This is a genomic window from Burkholderia sp. L27(2015) (assembly GCF_009765705.1).
Taxonomy (GTDB): Bacteria; Pseudomonadota; Gammaproteobacteria; order Burkholderiales; family Burkholderiaceae; genus LMUX01.
Genome location: NZ_LMUX01000016.1, coordinates 1,220,935 through 1,244,864 on the forward strand (window position 1 = coordinate 1,220,935; position 23,930 = coordinate 1,244,864).

Consider the following 23,930-nt stretch of genomic DNA (forward strand, 5'->3'; position numbering starts at 1 on the left):
CCCGGACGCAAACCCGGACGCAAACCCGGACGCAAACCGAGGCGTAAATGAGGGCACAAGCGAGGGCACAAGCGAGGGCACAAGCGAGGGCACAAGCGAGGGCACGGGGAGTTCGAAGACTGCAAGATAGAGCGCGCTCAAGTGGTGCCGCGCTCGATGAGGGAAAAGCCGACATCGAGAACTGGCAAGCTACCTTCACCGGCCAAGCGTGCGATGAGTGCGCGCGCGGCGCTCTCGCCAATCCGTTTGCCGTCTACGCGGACCGTGGTCAGCGCTGGTTCCATCTCGGACGCGAATTCAAGGTCGCCAAAACCGCACACCGCGAGTTCGCCCGGCACGGTGCGACCGAGCGCCGGGGCTTGTCGAGCGACGCCCAACGCGAGCAAGTCTGAACCACAGAACACCGCGTCGACCTCGGGGGCCATGTCCAACAAACGGGTCAACGCGGATTTGCCAGCGCTCACCGAACTTGGCGGTGTCCCCAGGATTTCCGGCACGCTCACGCCTGGACCGAAGTGTTGTTTCAGTCTTTCGATAAAGCCCGCACGCCGAGCTTGCGCGCGCGTGTCATTGGCTGAAATTAACGCGGGATGACGCCGACCCGAGCGGATAAACGCGTCCGCCACCGCTGAACCGACCTTGCGGTGCGAGAACCCGACCAGCATGTCGATCGGGTCCGCCGTCAGATCCCAGGTTTCGATAATCGGAATGCCGATATTGGATAGCCGCGTACGCAGGCCCGACGTATGCGTGACGCCCGTCAACAGTACGCCCTCGGGGCGTCGGCTGAGCATCGCGTCAAGTAGCTGGTCTTCGTTGACGTCGCTATAGCCGCTCAGCCCGAGCATGACCTCGTAGCCTGCGCGTGCCATCGCATCGCTGAACGCCTGGATGCTTTCGGAGAACAGCGAATGAGCGATGGTCGGCACGATCGCGGCCACCAGCCGCGAGCGAGACGAAGACAGGCCACCCGCGAGGCGGTTCGGTACATAGCCCAGTTGGGCAACCACGCCGCGCACGCGGGCGAGCGTATCGGGCGCGACGGTTTCAGGCTGATTGAAAACGCGCGACACCGTAATGGCAGACACGCCGGCAGCGGCTGCCACGTCGGTGATGCGCACGCCCTTGATACCGCCGCGCGATTTGCCCAGCGGCTTTTGCGCGGCAGCCTTCATCAGGCGTGTCCCAATTGGCCGTCCACGAGCCGCCACACACCGAGCGGATTACCGTCCTGCAACGCTTCGGGCAGCAAAGCGGCAGGCAAGTCCTGATAGCACACGGGCCGCAGGAAGCGTTCGATCGAAGTCGAGCCCACCGACGTGACGCGGCTATCGGAGGTGGCCGGGAAGGGGCCGCCATGCACCATCGCATGACACACTTCGACACCGGTCGGATAGCCATTGGCCAGAATGCGGCCGACCTTGCGTTCCAGAATCGGCAACAACGAGCGCGCCAGCGCTGTATCTTGCGCATCCAGTTGCAAGGTTGCGGTCAACTGGCCTTCGAGATGCTCGGCCACGCTCAACATCTGCGCTTCGTTTGCGCAGCGGATCACGATCGATACCGGCCCGAACACTTCGTTATGCAGCCCGGGTTTGCTCAGGAAAGTCGGCGCATCGACGACAAACAGCGCCGGGCGTGCTTGCACCGGGCCGCTCGCGGCTACGCCTTGCGCGGCCGCAGCACCCGCTTCCTTGCTCAGGCGCGCGACGCCTTCCTGGTAAGCGGTCTGGATGCCCGCCGTCAACATGGTCTGCGACGGTTTTTCACCGACAGCCGCTTTGGCCGCCTCGATGAACTGGCTCAAGGGCTCGCTGTCCAGCGCGATCAACAGGCCCGGGTTGGTACAGAACTGTCCCGCGCCCAGCACCAGCGAATCGACATAGGCGCGCGCCATAGCGGCACCGCGTGCTGCGAGTGCCGCCGGCAACGCAAACACTGGGTTGATGCTGCTCATTTCCGCATACACGGGAATTGGTTCCGCGCGGCCAGCGGCAATGCGCATCAGCGCCAAACCGCCGTTGCGCGAGCCGGTGAAGCCGACTGCCTTGATCGCGTCGTGGGCCACCAAGGCGGAGCCCACCGCAAATCCCGCGTCGACCAGCAGCGAGAATACGCCAGCCGGCAAGCCGCAATCGGCCGCCGCCTGTTGAATCACGCGACCGACGAGTTCCGATGTGCCCAAGTGCGCCGAATGCGATTTGACCACCACCGGGCAACCGGCGGCCAGTGCAGCGGCAGTGTCGCCGCCGGCTACCGAGAACGCGAGCGGGAAGTTGCTGGCGCCGAATACGGCCACGGGCCCAAGCGCGATTTTCTGCATGCGCAGGTCGGAACGCGGCAACGGCTGACGTGCGGGCAAAGCCGGGTCTATCGTGGCGTCCAGCCAGCGGCCTTCGCGCGCCAGCGAGGCAAACAGGCGCAATTGGCCGACGGTGCGGCCGCGCTCGCCTTCCAGCCGGCCCTTGGGCAAACCGCTTTCGGCCTGAGCGCGTTCGATCAGTGTATCGCCGAGCGCGAGGATGCCGGTGGCGATGGCTTCGAGGAATTTCGCACGGGTTTCAAGCGGGGCGTGGCGGTACGTGTCGGATGCGGCGCGAGCCAATTCGCAAGCACGCGCGACCACTTCGTCGCTGGCGCTGGCAAATTCGGGTTCAGCGATTTCGCTGCCGGAATTGGGATTGAACGCGCGCAGCGTTTTGCCTGTGCCGCGCAGCGCTGCGCCGTCTATCAGTATGTCGCCGGTAATTTGCATGATTTTCCTTGGGGGCGGTGGTGAGACGATTCTGCTGAATAGCCCCGGTTCAAAGATGAGGATGGTAGCGTTACCACCGATTTTTGTCACTAACCGTGGCGTGACGGGCCCGGGAACGGCGCTTTGCAGGGGGGGCTGCCTACCTGGGAAGAGGCGAGATCAAGTGGCGGAATAAGAACGAGGCTAGGGCGGGATCCGGGGCGTAGCCGCGCTGCAAGCCGAGCATCGGGCTGAACCGAGCGGAACCGAGCTGAGACGGCTGAGGCGAGGCCGAAAAGCAGCAATGGGCGGTGTTTTTTTCAACTATCCGCCCATCGGCCGATTCAATGAAGCCTCGTCTGTGTCGAACTTATGGGAACGCCGGAATATGCGGTTCCACGCCGCAAAACCGGATTTCGGGGTGGCGTTTGGTGATCAGCTCCTCGATTTCCTTGGTCCGGCGCAACGGCAGGTCGACGATCAACAACACGCCGCCATTCTCGACTTCGGCCACGAACGCCTTGAGTCGCGAATTGGGAATCGCCGCGCCGGCCATGCCTGATACCCAGGCGCCGAATAGTGCGCCGGCCAGAGCGGTCATCAAGATGGTCTCGGTGCGCAGCTCGAAGCCGCGGGGCGGATACAGCAGCATCAGCACGCCCCCGAGCAGCCCCAGTGCCGCGCCGAGCAGCATGCCAACCTCGGAGCCGTGTATCAGGTCCGTTTTATCGAGAAAACCAGCCTCGGGGACATCCTTCAGATGCGTGTCGTCGTTCGCCCAAAATCGCATACGCTTTTCGTTGACACGTGCAAGCAACAACTCGTCCAACGTCTGATGCGCACTCGTTGCGTCGGGAAGCAAAAAATAGAGTCGGCGTTTCATGATGACCTCGCTGGGGACAATCGCCCAAGTAGTAGCCTACGCCATCTCTGTCAATTAGCAAGGCGCGCGCTTCGATTTGTCGCGCGGTTGCCGCTACGTTTTTTTCGGCGGGGCGCTGGTGCCGCGCACGACCAGCTCGATCGGCAAGCACTCGCTTTGCGGCGGCGCGCCGGTAGCAAGCCATTGCAACAGGACCATTGCGGCACGCTGGCCAAGCTCATGCGTGGGCAAATGTATGGTGGTGAGGCTAGGCGTGACTTGCGACGAGATCGGTAGATTGTCGCAGCCGACGATGGACAACTCGCCGGGCACGTCGACGCCCATGGCACGCGCCTCGAACAAGCAGCCCAGAGCGAGTGCGTCGTTGCCGCAAAAAACGGCAGTCGGCCGCGGGTCCAGGCTTAGCAACGCTTTGAGCCCGGCGTGGCCGCCCTCGAAGCCGAAGGGCTGTTCGAGAACGTACCCTTCGGGCAACTGACACCCATTTTGGTGAAGCACCTCGCGGAACCCTTCGACGCGATTTCGGGCCCGATCGTTATGCAGAAAATGCCCAGAAATCACGCCCATGCGTTTATGGCCCAAGGCCAGCAAGTGCAGGGCAGCGAGCCGACCAATCAGGTGGTTATCGAAACCGATCGACGGTTGCAGTTCGGTTTTCGACCACGTCACGAGCAGCGGCACCCGGCTCGCGTGGATCAATTCCCAGGTTTGCGGCGCATGATCCGTTCCTACGACAAGCAAGGCGTCGATCGAGCGTTCCAACAGCGCCCGGACCAGATCCTGTTCGGCGGCCGGATTGTATTCATGTGCGGCAATCAGCAATTGATAGCCGGATTGTGACAAGGTGGTCTGCAGACCCTGGACGGCCCGCGCGAAGATCGCGTTATCGAGAGTCGGAACCACTGCGCCTATCGTGTGGGCTCGGCCCGACGCGAGCGCACGCGCCGAGCCGTCAGGCACATAACCTAGCGCGGCAATCGCTTCGCGTATGCGCAACTGCGTATCGGGACGCACGAGGGCGGGGTTGGAGAGGGCCCGCGAGACGGTCGCAGTGGACACACCCGCGCGGGAGGCGACATCTCGGATGCGCGAGCGTGGAATCATTGCGCACCTTGTATAGGGAACATCAATGTCACTGTTTTCATAATGGTAAGTACTGCCGAGGGCACGCCTAGCGTAAACACTAGCTTGAGCATTAGGAAATAATGCCATACTTTGAATGAAAGCGGTTACATCGTCACACATACGCTACACCTTCTGATTCGATCGATAAGAGGCCGGCCGGTGCGAGTACTTAGCTATTCTCCACGCGCGTGGGTCAGTGTCATGACGCTGGCCGGCGCGCTGTTTCTCTGGTTTGCGGCGACGAGTCTGACGGGCTGGATCAACCCCGTCGTTTTCCCCACGCCTTCCGAGACCTGGGCGTCCCTCGTGCAGATCACCACCACGGGCTACGCGGATGGACGACTCGACCAGCACATCGTGCAGAGCATCAAGCTCGTCATGCTCGGGTTTGGGACGGCCGCCGTCATCGGTATGCCGCTCGGTTTGTGGATGGGCCGTTCGCGCTATGCCGAGGCATTTTTCAATCCTGTGTTTACATTGATCCGGCCGATTCCGCCGTTGGCGTGGATACCGTTGGCGATCGTGTGGCTCGGGTTGGGCGATGCAGCCAAAGTCATGGTGATATGGATGGCGGCGGTCGTGCCGGTGGTGATCAACAGTTTCGCCGGCGTGCGCTCGATACAACCGCAACTGATCGAAGCCGCGGAAATGCTCGGTGTGCAACGCGGCCGATTTGTGCGGGAGGTCATGATTCCTGGTGCGCTGCCGATGATTTTTACCGGCTTGCGGCTTTCGCTGCAATCCGCGTGGACGACGCTGGTTGCCGGTGAGTTGATCGGCTCCGTGCGTGGACTCGGCCATGTGTTGACGCAAGGCTCGCTGGACATCTTTCCGTCGATGATCCTTGTGGCGATGCTGGCCGTGGCGTTCTGTGGCTGGTTGATGACATGGGCATTGGGCTGGCTGGAAAGACGCGCGATGCCGTGGAGGACTTTCTTGTGAAGAGCGTCGACCTCGTGGGGCGCAAGACCGCGCCGGCGCACACCAGCGCCAAGCGTCCTCGTGCGGCTGTGCTCGATAATTATCCGTACGTGCGCGGCGCACTCGCATACTGGAGCCTTTCCATTGCCGGTCTCACGACGTTTTTTGGCATCTGGTGGCTAGCGGCGGCGACCGGCGTGGCACCACCGCAGTTCTTGCCGACGCCGCTTGTCGTTGCGGAAAAATTCGTGCAACTGCTAAATCAACCGTTTGCCGGTTATACGCTGCAAGAGCATCTGTGGTCCAGCCTGCAGCGTTATTTGATGGGCTTCGGTCTCGCCGTCGTACTCGGCGTGCCACTGGGACTGTTGATGGGGTGGTTCCGCCGGCTCGACTACGTCGTCGCGCCACTGTTCGAAATACTCCGATTCATTGCTCCTATCGCGTGGGTTCCATTTGCGGCGCTTTGGTTCGGCACTGGCATCGGCGGTCCGGTGTTGATTATCTTCGCGGGTGCGTTTCCGCCTTGCGTGGTCAATGCTTATCGGGGCGCAAAGTTTGTCGATGCCTATCTGGTGGAGGCCGCGCGCATGCTCGGCGCATCCAACCGCATGATAGTGCTGGAAGTACTGCTGCCCGCCGCGATGCCTTCAATCATGGCAGGCGTCAGAGTGTCGGCGGGTCTGGGCTGGATGTCCTTGGTCGGGGCTGAACTGATCGTCGCGTCCAGCGGCATCGGCTACATGATGGTGCAGGCGCAGAGCAGCATCAATACCGCCATCGTCATGAGTAGCATGATCGCGATTGGCGCTGTGGGCGGGGCGATAGACCTGTTGTTGCGAAAAATCGAAACGCTGGCGATGCGCAATCGGCGCCGCACAAGATGAGTCATCGTCGCCACGAAATAGACGATCGTCGCAGCGATGGGTCGCAAGCAAGCCATTAACGAATACACGGATACCGTCCATGAGCAACATCGTGTTTGAGAATGTGTCTCGTGTTTTTCAGCGCAGCGGCAGCGACTTGCTCACGCTCGACGGGATTTCCCTGGAGATCCACGACGAGGAGTTCGTTGCCATCGTGGGCCCCTCTGGTTGTGGCAAAACCACCTGCCTGCGCATGGCCGCGGGCCTGGAGTTCCCATCGTCGGGCTCGGTGTCGGTGGCTGGGCGGCAAGTGAAACGGCCGGGCCCCGATCGAGCCGTGGTGTTTCAACAGTTCGCTCTGTTTCCGTGGAAGACCGTGTGGGAAAACATCGACTTCGGCCTGCGCAGCAGGGGTTTGTCGAGCCAGGAACGGCGCACCATCATCGAGCGGTACGTCCAGTTGATGAATTTAACCGGCTGCGAATCCGCTTTTCCGCATCAGCTATCGGGCGGCATGCAGCAGCGTGTCGCTATCGCGCGAGCCTACGCGCTGGACCCGGGCGTGCTGCTCATGGATGAGCCGTTCGGTGCGTTGGACGCGCAGACTCGGGTCGTGATGCAGGAGGAACTCGTGCGCCTGGCGCGTGTGAGCCCGCGCACGGTGTTGTTCATCACGCATGCGGTCGAGGAGTCTGTGTATCTTGCCGATCGGGTGGTCATCATGACAACGCGCCCCGGTCGGGTAAAGGAAATCATCGATGTAAAGACGGTTCGCGAAGCTCATCATTGGGATCAGTACACGAAGATCGAAGATGTCATGGACCTGGAGTCGTTTGTGCATTTGCGTACGCACATCTGGAAGTCGCTACGCGAGGAACATGCAGGACGCGATCATTGAGCCGATACATTCAGTTGCGCCGAGTTTGCCCGAGTTGCTTGAGTTACCTAAGCCAGTATAAAAAATCAGGAGGAGATCATGCGAATTTGCCGCAATCTGTTGGGGGGAGCGACGCTGTTGGCCGCCATGACCGTGGCTTGCGCTCCGGTTGCCGCTGCTGCTGCCGTTGCCGACTTAACGCCGATCAAGGTCAGCTATCAGCCCGCGTTGTATTGGGCGCTGCCGTTCTACGTTGCGACGGAAAAAGGCTGGTGGGCCGAGGCGGGTCTCAAACCTGAGTTCTCGATCTTTCCCGCCGGGGTGCCTCAAATGGCCGCTTCCGTATCGAAGTCGTGGGACGTCGGCGGCACAGGATCGGTGCCGGCCGTACTCGGTTACCAGCGCTTTGGAATCAAGACGATAGGGCTGACCAACGATGAGTCGCAGGCCAACATGTTGGTGGCCAGCAAAGCACGCTTTGCCCAGGTACAGAAGAACCCCGCCTTGCTCAAAGGCCAGACTATCGTGTTGACCTCGAATTCGACCGGCGACTACGCGGTGCAAGCCTGCCTCAAGAAGTATGGTCTGCTGAAAAGCGACGTCACGCTGAAAAACATGGGACAAGCGGAAATCGTGTCGGCGCTGTCTTCGGGCAATGCCGATTTCGGTGGTGTCTGGGCGCCCAACGATTACACGCTCGAGGAAAAAGCCGGCGTGGAAACGTTGTGCACGGGCAAGGATGGAGGTGTGGTCGTGCCGGGCGCGCTCGTCGTGCGCAGCGAATACGCTAAGACTCACCCCGAGGAAGTTGCCAAGTTTCTTGCGGTATACCTGCGTTCGTGGGCGTGGATGCAAAGCCATCGTCGCGAGTCGATTGCATTGATGAAGAAATTCTACGAGCAAGGCGGCGTGTCCATCTCCGAGGCATCGATGGCCGAGGAGTTCGATACGCGCCCGACCTTCAATCTCTCGCAGCAACTGAAGGCGATGGACACGTCCAAAGGAACCTCGGACATGGACACGTGGTTCACCCACATCGCGACCTTCATGCACGACTCGGGCTCGTTGAATACGGTGCCAGCCGCGCATGATTACATAGACGACAGCTTTATGAAGAAGGTACAGGGCGACCCGAAACTGGCGGCGTTTGCAACCCAGGCAAAGTGACTCGCGAAGTGGCTTGCGAAATGGCTCGCGAAGTGGCTCGCGAAGTGGCTCGTTCAAGCAACGATCTGGTCCGCGGGCTTAGGTAACGGGGGAGGTAACGAGCTATACCGCGGGGTGGGGAAGCTGAAGGCCGGTCAGCCGGCCTTCTAAAAATCTAGCAATGTAAGCGGTTTCATTTTTATGAAATGAGGAGGGCGTCATGGCTATGAGCTATCTGAAGAAAGCGATCAAAACCGCAGAAGCGGAAACTGCGACCGCACAAAAGGTCGTGACCGAAATGCTGCACGAAATCGAAACGCGCGGGGAAGTCGCCGTGCGCGAATATGCGAAAAAACTCGACGGGTGGGATGGCGACATCATTCTGTCGGCCGCCGAAATCGAGCGCAGGACCCAGGAAGTGCCAGCCGGTGTGCGCGCCGATATCGAGTTTGCTGCAAAACAGGTCTATGACTTCGCGCTCGCGCAGCGCAGGTCACTCGAAGAGTTTTCCGTCGACCTCTATCCGGGCGTGACCGCCGGGCAACGCGTGATTCCGGTGAACGTCGTAGGTTGCTATGCGCCGGCCGGACGCTACGCGCATATAGCGTCGGCCTACATGGGCGTGGCGACCGCAAAAGCGGCGGGCGTAAAAACCATCATCGGCTGCTCGAGCCCGTTTCGCGGCGCGGGGATCCATCCCTACATACTCTATGCGTTCCAATCGGCGGGCGCCGACGTGATCATGACACTGGGCGGCGTGCAGGCGATTGCTACGATGGCCCACGGTCTGTTCACAGGCAAGGTTGCAGATGTGGTGATCGGTCCGGGCAACAAGTTTGTTGCGGAAGCCAAGCGCGCGCTGTTCGGCAAGGTCGGCATCGATGTGTTTGCAGGGCCCTCCGAGGTCGCGGTGATCGCCGACCACACGGCCGATCCGGCGCTCGTGGCTAGCGATCTATTGGGTCAGGCAGAGCACGGGCACGAATCGCCCGCATGGTTACTTACGACATCGCGAGCGTTGGCCGAGGAAGTCCTGAAGCTGATACCGCTCATGATAGAGAAACTGCCACCGACCGCCCGTGATGCTGCGGGCTGTGCATGGCGCGATTATGGTGAGGTCGTGGTCTGCGACACAGTCGAGGAAGTTGCCGAAATCTCCGATCGCTATGCGCCCGAACACCTGGAAGTGCATGCGGAAAACCTCGATTGGTGGTTGGCCAAATTGACCTGCTATGGATCGCTGTTTCTTGGCGAGGAGACGACCGTTGCGTTCGGCGACAAGACCAGTGGCCCAAACCATGTGCTGCCTACCAAAGGGGCTGCACGCTATTCCGGCGGTCTCTCGGTGCACAAGTTCATGAAGACGCTCACGTGGCAACGCATGACGCGCGACGCGACGCGACACATCGGCGAGGTCACGGCGCGTATTTCGCGGCTGGAGGGCATGGAGGCGCACGCGCGTACGGCGGACGACAGGCTGCATAAATATTTTCCGCAAGAGCAGTTTGAAAAAGGTGCGCCGGTCATCGTGTGAGGGGTGGGTACCCGGATTGCCATCAGTGGGAGATCTTGCCATGGACATACCCAAGCTATTCGATCTGCACGGACGTACTGCGCTTGTCACCGGCGCCAATTCGGGTATCGGCGAGGCAATGGCGGGTGCACTGGGTGCGGCTGGTGCGCGCGTGGTTCTCGCCGCGCGTCGTGTCGACGCATTGTCGACGGCTGTCGAACGTATGCATGCGGTGGGCATAGACGCGAGTTTTATCGCCTGCGATTTGTCGGACCCTGAGCGCGCGAAGCAGTGTGCACAGCGTGCATTGGAAACGAACGACACAGTGGATATTCTCGTCAATGCAGCCGGCGTGAACTTGCGACTGCCGTTTTCAGACGTGAGCGTTCAAGCGTGGAATCGGCAACTCGGCCTCCACCTTGGCGCGCCGTTCTTCTTGACCCAGGTGCTCGCGCCACACATGCAAGCACAAGGCTGGGGCCGCATTGTCAACGTTGCGTCGCTACAGTCGTACCGCGCCTTTCCCAACAGTGCGCCCTACGGTGCGGCCAAGGGCGGTGTGTTGCAATTGACGCGTGCGATCGCGCAGGAGTGGTCGCGCTACGGGATCACGTGCAACGCGATCGGCCCAGGCTTTTTCCCGACCGCCTTGACCGCCGCGGTCTTCGACGATGTCGAGCTGGCAAACCATCACGCCACGCAGACTTGCATCGGCAGAAACGGCGCGCTCGAGGATCTCACTGGAGTCACGGTGTTCCTGGCGAGCGAGGCCAGTGCCTACATCACTGGACAGATCATCATGGTCGATGGGGGCTACACCGCCAAATGAAGGAGCTGCACATGAATGCGTCGAACATGCGGGCTTTGGTCTACACGAAAGTCAACGAAATCGAACTACAGGAGCGTCCTTATCCGGATCTGGTCGATGGCGAGGTGATACTCAAGATTGATGCGGTGGGCATATGCGGCTCAGACATGCACGCGTATCACGGGCACGACCCGCGGCGTGGCCCGGGGCTGGTGCTCGGTCATGAGTTTGCGGGCACGATTGCCGAGAGCCGCGCACCGTATTTGCCGCCAGGCCGGCGGGTGACCGGCAACCCGCTGATCACGTGCGGTTACTGCGACTACTGTGTGCAAGGCCGTAACAACCTTTGCTCCAACCGCACCATGGTCGGCATGACACGCCCCGGCGCTTTCGCACAATACATGTCTATTCCTGCGAGCAGCATCGTTGAAATTCCCCAAGACATGCCGGCCACGCACGCCGCTATGACCGAACCGGCGGCCACCGCCTTGCACGCGATCAATCTATCGGCCCGCGCGATGACGCGACCATTGCCCGAATGCCATGTGCTCGTCATCGGTGGCGGCGCCATTGGCTTGCTCGCCGCGCTGCTGTTGCGCTCATACGGATGCACGCGCATCGTGATGGCGGAAACCAATGCATTGCGACGCACTTCCGCCCAAACGCATGCGCATTGCGAAGCGTACGATCCACTCGAACGCGGCCCGCAGGAGAATCACTTCGATTGGGTGATAGACGCGGTAGGCGCCAAACGCACGCGCGATGCCGCGTTTGTTGCGATAAAACCGGGCGGCGTCATCATGCATATCGGCCTGCAGGATAAGGCCAGCGAGATCGATATGCGCAAACTGACGCTTGCTGAAATCACATTGCTTGGCACCTACACCTACACGACAGCTGATATGCGCGCGACAGTTGCCGCGCTCTACAGCGGTGCCTTTGGCGATTTGAGTTGGGTGGAGGAAAGGCCGATGGCACAAGGGGCCATGGCATTCATGGACCTCGACAAAGGGCGCACGGCGTCCAGCAAAGTTGTGTTATTGCCGCAGGTGTAACGTGTGGCTGGCGTAGCTTGCACAAAGCCGATTACATCAAAATCCGAAATAATTCATTCTCTTGGCGGTCCTTAATCTTTGGTCATCGAGCACATACACTGGCTTCCATCGACGCAGCAAACAAACCCAGCGTCCTTGAAAACTTTTTAACCGATGATTGGAGAACTCTCATGAAGACCAAACTTTTTGCCGCATTGTTGCTCTCGAGCGCCTTTATCGCCGCCCCGGCTTTTGCGGGTGGCAACCACGCTTCCGAACAAGCCGGTGGCCGTTCATACAACCAGGAAACGACGTACCCGCTGGCTCAAAGCAGCACCGAAGCGGTGCCGCGCGCTGAAGTCAGGGCTGAACAGGCACAAGCCCAAACGGTGGCGGGTAATTCTTCGTACAACGGCGAAACAACCTACCCGGCGATCGGCGGCACGACTGCAAAGACGGGCGTGGTCGTGGCTTCCAACAAAGGTCACTTCTTCGGTTTCCGTCATGCATTTGACTAAGCGGATCGCTCTTCGCCGGCGGTTCTACCCTCAGGTAGAAGCCGGCGAAAGCTGAGCGCATCAAGCTTGCGCGCCTTTCTTACCGTCGAAAGGGTTGTCCGCGAACATCCGCATCAGACTCGCAATACTGGCCACTCCCGCGAATACCGCGCCCGTCGCGAGCGCGAGGGTTGGGCCACGAGCGGCGGAGAGTGTGAAACACAGTGCCACCAATGCCGCACCGATCGTCTGACCCATCAGGCGTGCGGTAGCGACTATGCCGCTCGCGCTTCCGCTGCGATGCGGCGGTGCGCTGCTCATGATGGCTCTGAGGTTGGGCGCCTGAAAAAATCCGAAGCCTGCACCGCACACACCCATGCGCCAGACGATGTTGAACACGCTAGGGTGGGGCGGCAGCAACGCCAGCAACACCATGCCAACGCAAAGCGCACTCAACCCAATGCCGCCCAGCGCGGCCGGTGAATATTTGTCAGATAGGCGGCCAGCGATCGGCGCCATCAGCCCGACTACCACGGGCCACGGCGTCATCAGGAAACCGGTTTCGACCTGCGAACGGCCCAATGCCGTTTCGAAATAAAACGGCAAGGAAACAAACGCCAACCCTTGTGCCGCGAAAGTGCAGACGGCGGTCACGGAGGAAAGCGCGAACATCGGACGCCGAAACAAATCGACCGGCAGCATCGGCGCCGGATGTCCGGCCTGGCGGCGCAGCAGCAGCGCGCCGAACACCAGCGCGCCCGCCAGTTCGATCAGCACCGTCTTCGCATCGACCTGATGGGCGGCTTCGCCTAGCGCGAGAATCAGCAAGCTGAACGTGCCCACGTTGTAGAACGCGACCAGTGCATCGAAGCTGTGGCTGGCCCGCGAGGTGTGAGGCAAGACGCGCAGTGCGAATATCAGCGAGATCACGCCCAAGGGCACGTTGATCGCGAAAAGCCAGGGCCATGTGCCCACCGCCAAGATCACCGAAGCGATGGTCGGACCGATGGCGAACGCGATAGCCACGACCATCGCGTTGAGACCCATACCTCGTCCCAGCAAGCGCTTCGGGTAGATGAAGCGCAGTAGCGCCGTATTGACGCTCATGACGCCGCTCGCACCTATTCCTTGTAGAACGCGTGCTGCGGTAAGGGTCGGCAGCGACCAGGAAAGCGCACAAGCGAGTGACGCCAATGTGAAGAGCGCAAGGCCGCCTAGAAAGATGCGGCGATAACCGATGATTTCGCCCAGCGCGGCGAACGGCAACAGGGTGGCCACCATCGCCAATTGATACGCGTTGACTACCCAGACCGACGCCGCCGGGCTGGCTTGCAGGTCGCCGGCAATGGTGGGTAGCGCGGTATTGGCAATCGCCGTATCGAGGGAGGCCATGCCAACCGAGATGGCAAGTGCCAAGACTGCCCAGCGTCGCGCGTCTGCGGGCAAACCGTCCGCGGTGGGGGGTGGAGCGGCATTTGCCGTGATGGACATGCTGAGACTCTCCGCGAGCGCATAGAAAGCCGACTAGTCTAGCAGCGTGTGAGGGTTTTTGCCGCGATAGGGGGTGTGAGTGGCGAGATCAAGCTCGGTGTAGGCGCGAGGTAGGCATACACCGAGTAGGCGTGGTCGCCGAGAAAATTATTTTGTCGCGGCGCTGCTGGAGTCAGGAGCCGCGTCGGTGGGTTGGGCTGCGGGTTGGGCTGATTCAGCAGTAGTGGTCGCGAGGGTGGATGTTGTCGCAGACGCAGTAACGTCACTCGAACCGGTCGTCGTATTGGACACGGATGTCGCGGCTAAAGAGGCGGAGGCGGCAGGCGCAGAGGCGCCGGCTGCAGGGGCTGCGGCCGTAGTTGCAGAGGTGCCGTCTGCGGAGTTGGTAGCCGGAGTCGCGGACGCGCCAACTGCGGGAACGGGAACGGCAGCCGCCGGTGCAGAGGCGCCCGTCGGAGCCGATGCGGCCGCGGGCGCGGAGGCACCTGCCGGTGCGACCCCCGAGGCGGACGCCGCAGTAGGCGCCGATGCTGCGGCCGGAGCGGACGCGGTGGCCGGGGCCGCAGCGTGGGGCGCGGCGGTGGTGCCGGCCGTGCCCGACGCCGATTGCGCCGCCGCTGCGCCCGCGCCCGCGGAACCATGCCCAACCGTCGTGACAGGCGGTACCACGAACACATGATCCGGCGTAAACACCGCACTCGCCGCGACTGGCGCCGCAGCGCCCGAAGCGGGTATGGCGGGTATAGCAACAGGCGGTAGCGGCATCGGTGGCGTAACGGCCGTGGGTGCAACCTGCGCAGCCTGCTCATGCGCGGGCTCAGGCGCTTTGACCGGTGGCAACGGCAGCACCGGCGGCTTGGGCGTGGCGGCCGTCGGATTCGTCTTGTCGGGCGCGCTAACCAGATAGTAGGTCAGCAGCCCGAAATAGCGTTCGTAGAAAAGGCCGGCCGGGATCGTCTCGCTGGCCACTTTGACCATGGCGTCGTCGCTCGAACCGATCGGCAACGACAAGGAGCCGAACACGCTCAGCCCCACGCTTGCATTGGTGCTGCTCTTTTTCAGCACGTAGCGATCTTGTAATGCATTGACATAAACGGTGCTGTGCTCGCTGACATCGCCCGGCGCGCAAACCACGTGAAATTCGATTACGACATGCGAGTCGTTGTCGGGCTGGAAGTTTTTACTGCCATCGATCGCATCGAAGCGTGTCGATGTGGTGATATAGCCCTGGCTCAACAAGGCCCGCCGCGCCGCTTCGCAAGTTTGCGCCGGGGTACCCTTGAAATCGTGCGCGAAGGGGCTGGTGCCGGTCGCGAACTGTTCCTGGCTATACAGCGGTTTGGGCGGAGTGGAGCAGGCTGCCAGCGTGCCTATCAGCAAAGCTGCGGAACCTGCGAGAGCGGTAAGAGAGAAGCCGAGTTTCATGTGCATGGGGGTAATTCTACGGGGTTCGGCAATTCAAATGGAAGTGGGTGATGACTGGAGTCATCGGCCGGCAGCTATCAGGGTTGAATCGTTATAGAGTTCACGCAAGAATTAACAGGCCTATTTGCCGGATAAAACGGCGGCTGGGCCTCACTCTACACCTGCTTTGGGGCAGCGGGTCGAGGGTCGCATGAAGGGTCGTGCGCGCTCCTGGTGCATCGCTAGTCACGTCAGCGGCACATCGGCGTGCCGAATTATATTATCCAAAGGGCGTTCAGGCGCAAAACGCCGGTGCGATTGTCCCGGAGCACGGTATTATGATGTTATAAAATTTTACAATTGCGGCCGCGGGGAATCCAAGTTGGATGCACAACAGCAGACAATACCGAACTGTACGAAATGCACGCACTACTACATTACTCACGATGCACATTTCCTGCATGGCTGCCGGGCGCACAACTTTAAAAGCGGACAACTACCCCAGTACGCGGTGATCGCCGCTTCGAATGTCGCGTGTCTTGCGTTTGCACCGAAGGCGGCGCGGCCCTCCTGTTGAAAGTACACGGAATTGAAAGCATGGCCCGGTATCATACGCGGCGGCTGTTTGTCGCTTGCTTGCCGCTTGGTGGTAGTAACCATGGATAATCCAATTCGGTCGGTCGACATTTGTGGAGGGGTTTGTGAGGCAAATCAACCATGCGCGCACCCGTTGGCTCCCACGTTGTGCACTGTCGGGAGCGATCCTGCTGGGACAGTTGGGGTATGGTTGCGCGCAGGCCCACCCGCATGTATGGGTCGATTACACGGACGTACTGCAAGGGTCGGGCACGCAGATACAGGCCGTGCAGGAAAAGTGGGTATTTGCCAAAAGCTTTCCGGTGTCCATCGTGATCGATATGACCCACCTGCCGAGATCGGGACCATTGGACGCTACAAGCACCGCCGCGTTCAAGACCCAAGCTTTCAATTCGCTTAAATCGGCAGACTATTTCACGCATCTTTATGTCGACGGCAAGCCGGTCCAGGTCGGGGAGCCGCAGCAGTTCGCTGTTGCCATCGAGAACAGGAAGTTGGTCTATACGTTCCTGCTGCCCTTGATCGCGCCGGTCGACATCAGCCATCACGCGGTTGAACTCGGCATGTGGGACGAAACGTTCTTCGTCGACTACGAACCCGCTGGGGAGGCCATCAGTTTAGCGCCCAGCATGCTTTCCACTTGCAGCGCACAGCCGTTCAAAGACCAACAGCATCCGATTTTCGGCGGAGCGGTATTTCCCCTTGCAGCGAAACTGACCTGCGGTGCATCCAAATGAAAAAACGGTTACGGCTATTGCTGCTGCGTTTCGGCTACCGGGGAGGCCGCATAAGGAGCTGCATGAGTGGCGGCATGCTGGCTTGCTGGATCACCTGCATGCTGGTGTTGCCTCAGTCGGCTCACGCGACGGATGTTTTCGGTCGCAGCGACGACGGCAGCGCCGCGGTCCAGGAGGCGCCGGCGCATGCGTGGGCGATGCCGCAGCCGCTGCGTGAACTGTTGGTCAAGGGGATCGAGATCCAGGGTGTGTTGAACGAGAAGCTGGCCGATGCGCTAGAGGATGTACGCGACGGCGCGAACCCTTGGGCGCGCTGGATCATCATCCTGGCGGCCTTTACCTACGGCATTTTGCATGCATTGGGACCGGGACACGGCAAGCTCGGAGTGGCGGCATATCTGGCGTCGCATCGCGCCCGCGTCGCTCACGCCGCTTGGTTGAGTGCTTGGGCGGCGCTCGCGCAGGCACTTTCGGCGATCTTCCTGGTGCTCGCGTTTGGGCAATTTTTTCATCGCGAACTCAATACGGTTTTGACCCGCGCAGCCGATCTCGAGCTGGCCAGCTATATCGCGCTGTTTGCGGTGGGGGCCTGGACGCTGTGGAGCGTAGGCACGCGCCGCGATTGCTGCGATATCAGCACGCGCATGCAATGGCCCGATGCCGCGCGTTCACGCGAACTCGATGCGGATGCAGATGCGGCTACGGACGGCGACGGTGGTGCCGCGCTGCGACCTGGAACGTATCTCGCGCACGCAATGCGCCCCGCTGCAGTTCGTCTGTCGCGGCGGCCGGTTGTCCAGTCGGCCCGTTCAAGCGCGCGCTCCCAGGCCAGCGGTCGGGTCTGGATCGTTCGGCAGATCTTTTTTACCGGCCTGGCGCTCGGTATTCGGCCCTGTGCCGGGGCCTTGTTCGTACTGCTTTCGGCGCTCGCATACGGTGTGTTTCTTACCGGCGTGCTTGCCGCGCTGGCCATGGCCGTTGGGGTGGCGCTGACGGTATTGCTGATTGCGCTGGCCAGCCTCGGCGTGAATCGCGCATTGACTTCGCGCGCGCAGCGTCGCGGACAGTCGGTTGAACGCGTGCGGCGTGTGCTGGCGTTGAGCGGCGCCGTCTTTATCGTCGGGTTTGCCGGGCTGCAAAGCTTTCTGCTGCTGGCGGGGATGGTGGCGCCTTCGTTGAGTTAAGTACTAGTTCACGTTGAAATGAACACGTACGTCGAGTTGGCTTTCGACTGCGCGGCCCTTCTCTTGTGCGGCGACGAAGCGCCAGTTGCGCAAGGTCTGAAGCACCCGCTGATTGAGTCGGGGGTTGGGAGTGGGCTTCAGCAACTGCACTTCGACGCTGCCATCGATGTGGATCGTCAAGCGCACGAGTGCAACCGCCGACAAGCCCAGTTCGCGCAGATCGTCGGGTACTTCGGGCAGCGGCTGCGCGATCGGGTAGGCCGCGGTGCTCTTCGCCTGCGTCGATGCTGCAGGCTCAGGGTTGGTCGGCGGTGTGCTCGGGACCGTAGCGGTTTGCGGTGCAACCGCGCTCGGGCGAGCATCTTGAGCCGCGGGGTGAACATCTTGCGCAATCGGCTGGACAGCTTGCGCGGCAGGAGCGGGCGCTAGCTGCTGCAGCGGTACCACCGGGACGCTGCGCTTTTGCGGGGATGCTGTCGTCGGCTTGGGCTTGATAGCGGGGCGTTGGGTGGGAGCCGGCGGCTGCAGTACAGGTTTGCGCAACTGCGTTTCGTTCGCGGCGGCAGGCTCGGGCAACTTCGATCGTGACTCCGACGGCAGCTCGACCAAGCGCAGTTCGATAGGCGGGATCAGTGGGGCAGCAGGCGCCGCATCGACGAGCGCTGGCGTGCTCGCTAGCCGGACCACTTGAGCGAGCGCGGCCAGCCATACGAATGAACTGACGATTAGCGCCGCAGCCCAATATCCGTGTCTGAAAGCCCAAGCGCGGCGAGTGCGGCCGATCTTAATCGTCACGGCGTACCGCTATCATGAAATGCGCAACGCCGGCCTTGCGTGCTTCGAGCATCGCATTGATGACTGCGCCATGGCTGGCATTTTCGTCAGCGGCTATCATCACCGTCGCATCCGGACCCAAATGGCTCTTCAGTACGCTGGCTAATTTGTCCAGATCGACGGCTTGGCGGTTCACGAACAGATGACCGGTGCGATCAACCGACAACGTGGGCGGCAATTCGCTTTGCACCGCCTCGGCACTGCCTTGAGGCAAATCCAGTTTGATGCTGTCCAGACGCTGCATGGACAGCGAGGCGAGCATGAACGTCGCGAGCAGGAAGAACATCACGTCGATCATCGGAATGATTTCGATGCGACCGCGTCGCGACGCTCGAGAGCGTTTGAACTTCATACTGGATTGGCCTTGCGTTCACGGTCTAGGCGCTCGACATTGAGTCGGTGGTTGCAGAACGATTCGAGTTCGTCGATCAGGTTGTCGGTATGACGCGCGAGATAGTTGAAGGCAAACAACGCCGCGAGCGCGATGACCAAGCCGACTGCGGTCGCGATCAGCGCCTGGGCCACACCGCCGGTCACGCCGGTCGGGTTGACCAGGCCATTGCCGCCGATCAACTGGAACGAATGCATCATCCCGACTATGGTGCCAAGCAAACCGAGTAACGGCGCGGCAGTAACGATGGTTTCCAGTACCCACAGACCGCGCTTGAGTTCACGGTCTATCTGCGCCGCGACCGCCTCGATCTGCGCTTCTGCCCACCATTGCGGTTGGTGCGCTGTTTCGTGCAAGGTGGTGGTGATACGCCGGTACACATGGGCTTGCGGCAAGCCGGAAAAATCGTCCGACGCGCGCACGCTGCGCGGCACGCTGGCATAGCGCAGCAGCACCAACGCGCGCTCGATCATGATGGCCAACGCGATCACCGCGAGTGCTGACAAGGGATACATCACCCAGCCGCCCAGGCGTAAGGCCTCGCCGACGGCGTTGCTTTCATGCATAAATGGATTTCCGATTGGGACTATTCAACATTGACTCGGATCGATTCGAGTCGAATCGTCACGTCACGCTTGCGTCTCGTTCATGGCCGCGATCAGTTTCGACGCGGCCCGAACGAAGATCAGAAGTGCTTGGTGATTCCGGCATAGACAGCTCGCTGCGGACCGAACTGCGGCGCGCCGACCCCAATGCCCGAGCCGTCGCGCAATTCATAGTCGCGCCCGAAGGTATTGAGCACCAGTACGCGGACGTCGACCTTGCCAACCAGCGGCTCGTTGAAATGCCGGATCGCGCCGAGATTGACGGTTGCATAGAGCGGCAACTTGTCGGTATTGGCAAAGCCGCTGCGCAAGCCGCTACCGACCACGCCGTCAAAAGTAAACGTGTTCTGGCCAATATTCCATGCACCGCCGAACGACGCAGTGACGCGCTGGTCGTGGTCGAGATAGACCCAGTTATTGGCGATGAATGAGAGTTCCGCCGGCGTGAAGTTGAATTGCGCCGAGTCGATGTCTTCGCCTTGAGCCTTGCTGTAAGCCACGTTCAAATAAGCAGAGACGTTGTCCTTCTTGTAGTTGCTGGTCAACTCGAAGCCGTAGACGCGGCCCTGCGCATAGTTGAAGGCGCTGAAAATCAGCGCGGTGCCGAACTGGCCTTCATCGATCAGATTGGTGGCCTTCTTATAGTAAGCGTCCACCCCGACCGTGAGCGTGGGGGTCAACTGTTGCGATATCCCAAGGTCGAAGTAATGGCTGCGTTCCGGCTGGACCGGGTCGTTCTGCGAACTCGCGCTCTGGTTGGTGGTGCCATTGAATTGACTGATGGTGCCCTGCGAGACGAGCTCCAATGGAGGCGGCGTGAAGTAGCGCGCGTAGCCGGCATGGAAAGTCGTCGACGAGGTCAACTTGTATAGCAGGCTGGCGCGCGGGCTCAACTGACTAGCCGTGACGAACTCGTCCATCCTGTCGTAGCGCAAACCGTAATTTAGCGTCAAGCGCGGATTGACCTTCCATTCGTCCTGCAGGTAAGCGGCATAGATCTGGCCGGTTTTGCCCGTAGCGCTATTGATGGTCTCGGGCTGATCGGAGATCTGATTGCCCTCGTCGTCGACCGGGAATACGGAAACGCTGTCGCGAAAACTGGCCTGTTCCTGTTCCAGCATGATCCCGCCACGCAGTGTGTGACTGGGCGTGAGCCGATAGGTCAAGTCGCTTTGCACGCCGAACGCGCGGTTACTGTGGAAGTCTTGCGAGGCCACGCCATTGAACAGCAGATCGCCGACCGGGTCGGGGTTGAATTGCGTGCGCGAGTAGCGCATGAAGGCGGCCACCTGATAATCGATCGCGTCGCCGTCGGTGCCTTGCAAGGCCAATACCGAGAAGTTGGTGAGTTCGGACTGGGTCTCGTTGAGATTGGCCGAGTCGAACGTCGAATTGCCATTCAGCGTGAAGTTGGTCGGCAAGCCTGGCGTGTTGGGCAACTGAAACTGATTGCTGGTCGTGCCGAAGAGCAGACTGACGCGCGTCAACGGGTTGAGTAGATAAGACATGTAGCCGAACGCATCGCCGTCGCGCGTATGGTCGTGCAGCGGGTTGCCGTTCGAGGTCGGTGCTTCGATACCGAGGTTGTTCTCGCCGAGCGAGCCGCTGAAGTAATAGGATAGGGCGCCTTGGGAACCATAGACATCTGTGCTCGTCTTGAGCGTCTGGTGGCTGCCACCGAAAACGCTGACCGATCCACCGTTGCCGGTATCGCCCGATTTGGTTCTGATGTCGACTACGCCGGCGGTCCGATCGCCGTATTGCGCCGGCAGCGCGCCGGTAAGCAAATTGACCTGATCGATGATGCGGGTGTCGAACGATTGCCCGAAGCCGCTGATAGGTTCCGGAATGATGACGCCATTGATTCGGTACTGGAGGTTGGCGTGATCGCCACGCACGTGCACTTGCCCAAACGAGTCGTCGGCGACGCCCGGCGCTTGAAGCAGCAACTGGTTCAACGGCGTGTCCTCACCCTGCGGTAGCGCCGCAATGTCAGCCTGCGTGAAGCGATAGACGCTGCTACTGGCTTCCGGCAATAAAGCGTTGCGCGCCTGGTCGAGTCGGCTTGCATTGACTTGCACATCCACTGTGTCGGGATGTGCGATGGCGGTCGGCGTAGGCGTCGTGGTGAGTGCTGTCGGTGGTGTTGTTGTTGCTGTTGTTCCCGCTGTTGCTGGGGGAACCGTCACGGCAGGCGTGTTGGCAAGTGGATCGGCGCAAGCGTAGCTGACGAAGGCTTGAGCGGCTAGCAAAAGCGCTGCGTGGGTAGTAAGGCGGCGGTAGTTCACGGTTTGGACTTATTGGAAAGGAACGGGTCGATGAGGCGCTGTGGGCTCAAGGGTCGGATTGGAAAAGAGATGTTATAACATTACAAAATATGACGCAAGCGGCCCGTTGTTGCGCTGCACGAATCTGTTTAAGCAATATTCGATGCGTCCCGCGCAACTATTCTGGTCAAATTCACAATAAAAGTCGTTCCCGTGAACCCATTGTTCGCTCGGGCTGAATTATGTTTTCCGATTGAAGGGCTTTATCCGGTGTTTCGTAACCCGCAGAATTCGTCCCACTTCGTCAAATGAGATAAATGCGAGCGGGTTGCGCGACTCCATCATGGCTGCAACGTTAGAAATTGAAGAGATTCAGATCGACGGACATGCACAGCGGATCCCCTTGCGGGTGTATCGGCCGCTGCGTGCCGGGGCGAGTTTGCCCATCGTGCTGTATTTTCATGGCGGCGGTTTCGTCAAGGGTAGTCTCGCCGATGATGAAACGGCCGCCCTATACATTGCCCGGCATACACCGGCTTTGGTGGTTTCCGTCGGCTACTCGCTGGCGCCCGAGTATCCATTTCCGGCGGCATTGGAAGACGGGTATCTGGCGGCGCTGTGGGCACTCGCGCACGCTCACGTGTATCATGCGGACCCTCGCCGTCTCGGGGTGGCGGGCCATGACGCCGGTGGCAACCTGGCGGCTTGCCTGTCGCTGATGGTCAGGGACCGCGGTGACTTCGCCGTCGTCGCGCAAGCTCTGCTTGCGCCACTGCTCGATCCGAGTATGACGCGGGTGGCCGATGAGCGCGGCATGGTTTCGGACGTGGAGCTGTGCGACTGCGCGCAGTTTTATCGCGCCTACCTGCCCAAGGTGTCGCAGCGTTTGCATCCGTATGCGGCGCCTATCGAGTGTCGGCGCTTGGCCGGCTTGCCCTCTGTGATGATCGCCAGTGCCGAGCACGACATTCTGCATCTCGAAGCCGAACGGTATGCCCAGGCGCTCATCGCCGCAGGCGTGCACACGCAGATTACCCGCCACCGCAACGTCTCCCATTACGGGCTGGTTTCACATCAGCCCGCGCTCGATGACGTTGCGGCTTTCTTCAAGCGACGACTGGCCGATCCGGCTGGTGAAACCCATTAACAATAAATCTCCAAGAGGAACACCGACATGCTATTGAAACGCAAACAAATTTATGTCGCGGTTGCGGCAATCCTGATCGTGGCCGGGGCCGGTTCGTTGGTCGCGCTGCATGACGGCGGGGACGGGTTTGGGCTCGATACCGCGCACGCTGCCGATGCGCCGCCGCCGGCACCCGAGGTCGACGTGGCCACCGTCGTCTCCAAGAGCATCACCGACTGGCAAAGCTATTCGGGTCGCCTGCAAGCGGTCGATCACGTGGATATCCACCCGCTCGTGCCCGGCACCATCATGGCGGTGTACTTCAAGGACGGCGCGTTGGTGAAGAAGGGCGATCCGCTGTTCTTGATCGACCCGCGTCCCTATGTCGCCGCTGTCGATCAGGCCGCAGCACAAGTAGCGGCCGCGAAGGCACGCGCCAGTTTCGCCACCACCGATTTCGCGCGTGCACAAAAGCTGATTACCGACAACGCGATCGCCAAGCGCGACTTCGATCAGAAGTCGAATGCCGCGCTCGAAGCCACGGCCGACGTGAAAGCGGCCGAGGCCGCTTTGGAGAGCGCGCAGGTCAACCTGGGCTACACGCGCATCACTGCGCCGGTGTCGGGGCGCATGTCGCGTGCCGAGATGACACTGGGCAACGTCGTGGCTGCCGGCGTGAGTGCGCCGGCGCTGACCACGCTGGTGTCGGTGTCGCCGATGTACGCGGCGTTCGATGTCGACGAACAGACCTATCTGAAGTATTTGAGCCACGACAGCAAAGCGGCGGTGCCGGTGCGCCTGGGGCTGGCCAACGAGACCGGTTACTCGCGCCAGGGCAAGATCTCCTCGGTCGACAACGTGCTCAACACCAGCTCGGGAACGATACGCGT

Annotated in this window: 22 protein-coding genes; 12 read left to right on the plus strand and 10 right to left on the minus strand. The window is 60.9% G+C overall.

From position 1 onward, the window contains the following. Positions 1–137 precede the first annotated feature (137 nt). The 4 genes from GSQ77_RS13435 to GSQ77_RS13450 form a co-directional block, all read right to left on the minus strand. Positions 138–1,175 (minus strand): LacI family DNA-binding transcriptional regulator, encoded by a 1,038-nt coding sequence (locus GSQ77_RS13435; protein WP_158902809.1) that lies wholly within the window; start codon positions 1,173–1,175, stop codon positions 138–140. Continuing rightward, a complete protein-coding gene (locus GSQ77_RS13440) occupies positions 1,175–2,755 on the minus strand; it encodes an aldehyde dehydrogenase (NADP(+)) (protein WP_158902811.1) in 1,581 nt (526 codons plus the stop codon). Before GSQ77_RS13440 ends, GSQ77_RS13435 begins: the two co-directional genes overlap by 1 nt. A 349-nt stretch (positions 2,756–3,104) precedes the next feature. Further along, on the minus strand, positions 3,105–3,617 hold the full coding sequence (locus tag GSQ77_RS13445) for a DUF1269 domain-containing protein (protein ID WP_158902813.1): 513 nt from the start codon (positions 3,615–3,617) through the stop codon (positions 3,105–3,107). 93 nt (positions 3,618–3,710) lie between these two features. Then, the gene (locus GSQ77_RS13450; protein WP_158902815.1) at positions 3,711–4,721 is read right to left on the minus strand and encodes a LacI family DNA-binding transcriptional regulator; all 1,011 of its coding nucleotides are present in this window, start codon (positions 4,719–4,721) and stop codon (positions 3,711–3,713) included. A 180-nt stretch (positions 4,722–4,901) separates the two neighbouring features. On the opposite strand from GSQ77_RS13450, the gene GSQ77_RS13455 reads away from it, so the two are divergent. The 8 genes from GSQ77_RS13455 to GSQ77_RS13490 all read left to right on the plus strand — a co-directional run bounded on the left by GSQ77_RS13455 (position 4,902) and on the right by GSQ77_RS13490 (position 12,425). Further along, the gene (locus GSQ77_RS13455; RefSeq protein WP_254067581.1) at positions 4,902–5,684 is read left to right on the plus strand and encodes an ABC transporter permease; all 783 of its coding nucleotides are present in this window, start codon (positions 4,902–4,904) and stop codon (positions 5,682–5,684) included. After that, positions 5,681–6,550 (plus strand): ABC transporter permease, encoded by an 870-nt coding sequence (locus GSQ77_RS13460; protein ID WP_254067582.1) that lies wholly within the window; start codon positions 5,681–5,683, stop codon positions 6,548–6,550. The genes GSQ77_RS13455 and GSQ77_RS13460 overlap by 4 nt, the downstream gene beginning before the upstream one ends. 79 nt (positions 6,551–6,629) lie before the next feature. Beyond that, the gene (locus tag GSQ77_RS13465) at positions 6,630–7,427 is read left to right on the plus strand and encodes an ABC transporter ATP-binding protein (RefSeq protein WP_158902819.1); all 798 of its coding nucleotides are present in this window, start codon (positions 6,630–6,632) and stop codon (positions 7,425–7,427) included. Between the two features lie 78 nt (positions 7,428–7,505). Continuing rightward, positions 7,506–8,573: an ABC transporter substrate-binding protein gene (locus GSQ77_RS13470; RefSeq protein ID WP_158902821.1), complete on the plus strand. Its 1,068-nt coding sequence runs from the start codon at positions 7,506–7,508 to the stop codon at positions 8,571–8,573. 199 nt (positions 8,574–8,772) lie between these two features. Then, complete coding sequence (gene hisD, locus GSQ77_RS13475; RefSeq protein ID WP_158902823.1) at positions 8,773–10,086, plus strand: histidinol dehydrogenase; 1,314 nt, start codon at positions 8,773–8,775, stop codon at positions 10,084–10,086. Positions 10,087–10,126: 40 nt separating this feature from the next. Further along, complete coding sequence (locus GSQ77_RS13480) at positions 10,127–10,894, plus strand: SDR family NAD(P)-dependent oxidoreductase (RefSeq protein WP_158902825.1); 768 nt, start codon at positions 10,127–10,129, stop codon at positions 10,892–10,894. A 26-nt stretch (positions 10,895–10,920) separates the two neighbouring features. Continuing rightward, positions 10,921–11,928 (plus strand): alcohol dehydrogenase catalytic domain-containing protein, encoded by a 1,008-nt coding sequence (locus tag GSQ77_RS13485; RefSeq protein WP_158903048.1) that lies wholly within the window; start codon positions 10,921–10,923, stop codon positions 11,926–11,928. Positions 11,929–12,098: 170 nt separating this feature from the next. After that, positions 12,099–12,425 carry a DUF4148 domain-containing protein gene (locus tag GSQ77_RS13490; protein ID WP_158902827.1) on the plus strand — a complete coding sequence of 109 codons (327 nt, stop codon included), beginning with the start codon at positions 12,099–12,101 and terminating at the stop codon, positions 12,423–12,425. 60 nt (positions 12,426–12,485) lie between these two features. On the opposite strand, the gene GSQ77_RS13495 is transcribed toward GSQ77_RS13490, so the two are convergent. Continuing rightward, positions 12,486–13,895: an MFS transporter gene (locus tag GSQ77_RS13495; RefSeq protein ID WP_158902829.1), complete on the minus strand. Its 1,410-nt coding sequence runs from the start codon at positions 13,893–13,895 to the stop codon at positions 12,486–12,488. Positions 13,896–14,042: 147 nt separating this feature from the next. Continuing rightward, positions 14,043–15,326 carry a DUF2242 domain-containing protein gene (locus tag GSQ77_RS13500; protein WP_158902831.1) on the minus strand — a complete coding sequence of 428 codons (1,284 nt, stop codon included), beginning with the start codon at positions 15,324–15,326 and terminating at the stop codon, positions 14,043–14,045. A 674-nt stretch (positions 15,327–16,000) separates the two neighbouring features. Here GSQ77_RS13500 and GSQ77_RS13505 point away from each other — a divergent pair. Together GSQ77_RS13505 and GSQ77_RS13510 are read left to right on the plus strand one after the other, a co-directional pair. Beyond that, complete coding sequence (locus GSQ77_RS13505; protein ID WP_158902833.1) at positions 16,001–16,633, plus strand: DUF1007 family protein; 633 nt, start codon at positions 16,001–16,003, stop codon at positions 16,631–16,633. Continuing rightward, on the plus strand, positions 16,630–17,817 hold the full coding sequence (locus GSQ77_RS13510) for a nickel/cobalt transporter (protein WP_158902835.1): 1,188 nt from the start codon (positions 16,630–16,632) through the stop codon (positions 17,815–17,817). The genes GSQ77_RS13505 and GSQ77_RS13510 overlap by 4 nt, the downstream gene beginning before the upstream one ends. Before the next feature lie 3 nt (positions 17,818–17,820). Here the strand turns inward: GSQ77_RS13510 and GSQ77_RS13515 are convergent, their stop codons facing one another. The 4 genes from GSQ77_RS13515 to GSQ77_RS13530 all read right to left on the minus strand — a co-directional run bounded on the left by GSQ77_RS13515 (position 17,821) and on the right by GSQ77_RS13530 (position 21,935). Then, positions 17,821–18,612, minus strand: a complete 792-nt coding sequence (locus GSQ77_RS13515) for an energy transducer TonB (protein ID WP_158902837.1) — start codon at positions 18,610–18,612, stop codon at positions 17,821–17,823. After that, complete coding sequence (locus GSQ77_RS13520; RefSeq protein ID WP_158902839.1) at positions 18,602–19,003, minus strand: biopolymer transporter ExbD; 402 nt, start codon at positions 19,001–19,003, stop codon at positions 18,602–18,604. Before GSQ77_RS13520 ends, GSQ77_RS13515 begins: the two co-directional genes overlap by 11 nt. Beyond that, positions 19,000–19,608, minus strand: coding sequence for a MotA/TolQ/ExbB proton channel family protein (locus GSQ77_RS13525; RefSeq protein WP_158902841.1), 609 nt, complete (start codon positions 19,606–19,608; stop codon positions 19,000–19,002). Before GSQ77_RS13525 ends, GSQ77_RS13520 begins: the two co-directional genes overlap by 4 nt. A 119-nt stretch (positions 19,609–19,727) precedes the next feature. Next, the gene (locus tag GSQ77_RS13530; RefSeq protein ID WP_158902842.1) at positions 19,728–21,935 is read right to left on the minus strand and encodes a TonB-dependent receptor; all 2,208 of its coding nucleotides are present in this window, start codon (positions 21,933–21,935) and stop codon (positions 19,728–19,730) included. A 322-nt stretch (positions 21,936–22,257) separates the two neighbouring features. On the opposite strand from GSQ77_RS13530, the gene GSQ77_RS13535 reads away from it, so the two are divergent. Both GSQ77_RS13535 and GSQ77_RS13540 read left to right on the plus strand, forming a co-directional pair. Beyond that, positions 22,258–23,061, plus strand: a complete 804-nt coding sequence (locus GSQ77_RS13535; RefSeq protein ID WP_158902843.1) for an alpha/beta hydrolase — start codon at positions 22,258–22,260, stop codon at positions 23,059–23,061. 27 nt (positions 23,062–23,088) lie between these two features. Then, on the plus strand, positions 23,089–23,930 hold an 842-nt coding region (locus GSQ77_RS13540), incomplete at its 3' end, for an efflux RND transporter periplasmic adaptor subunit (RefSeq protein ID WP_158902844.1).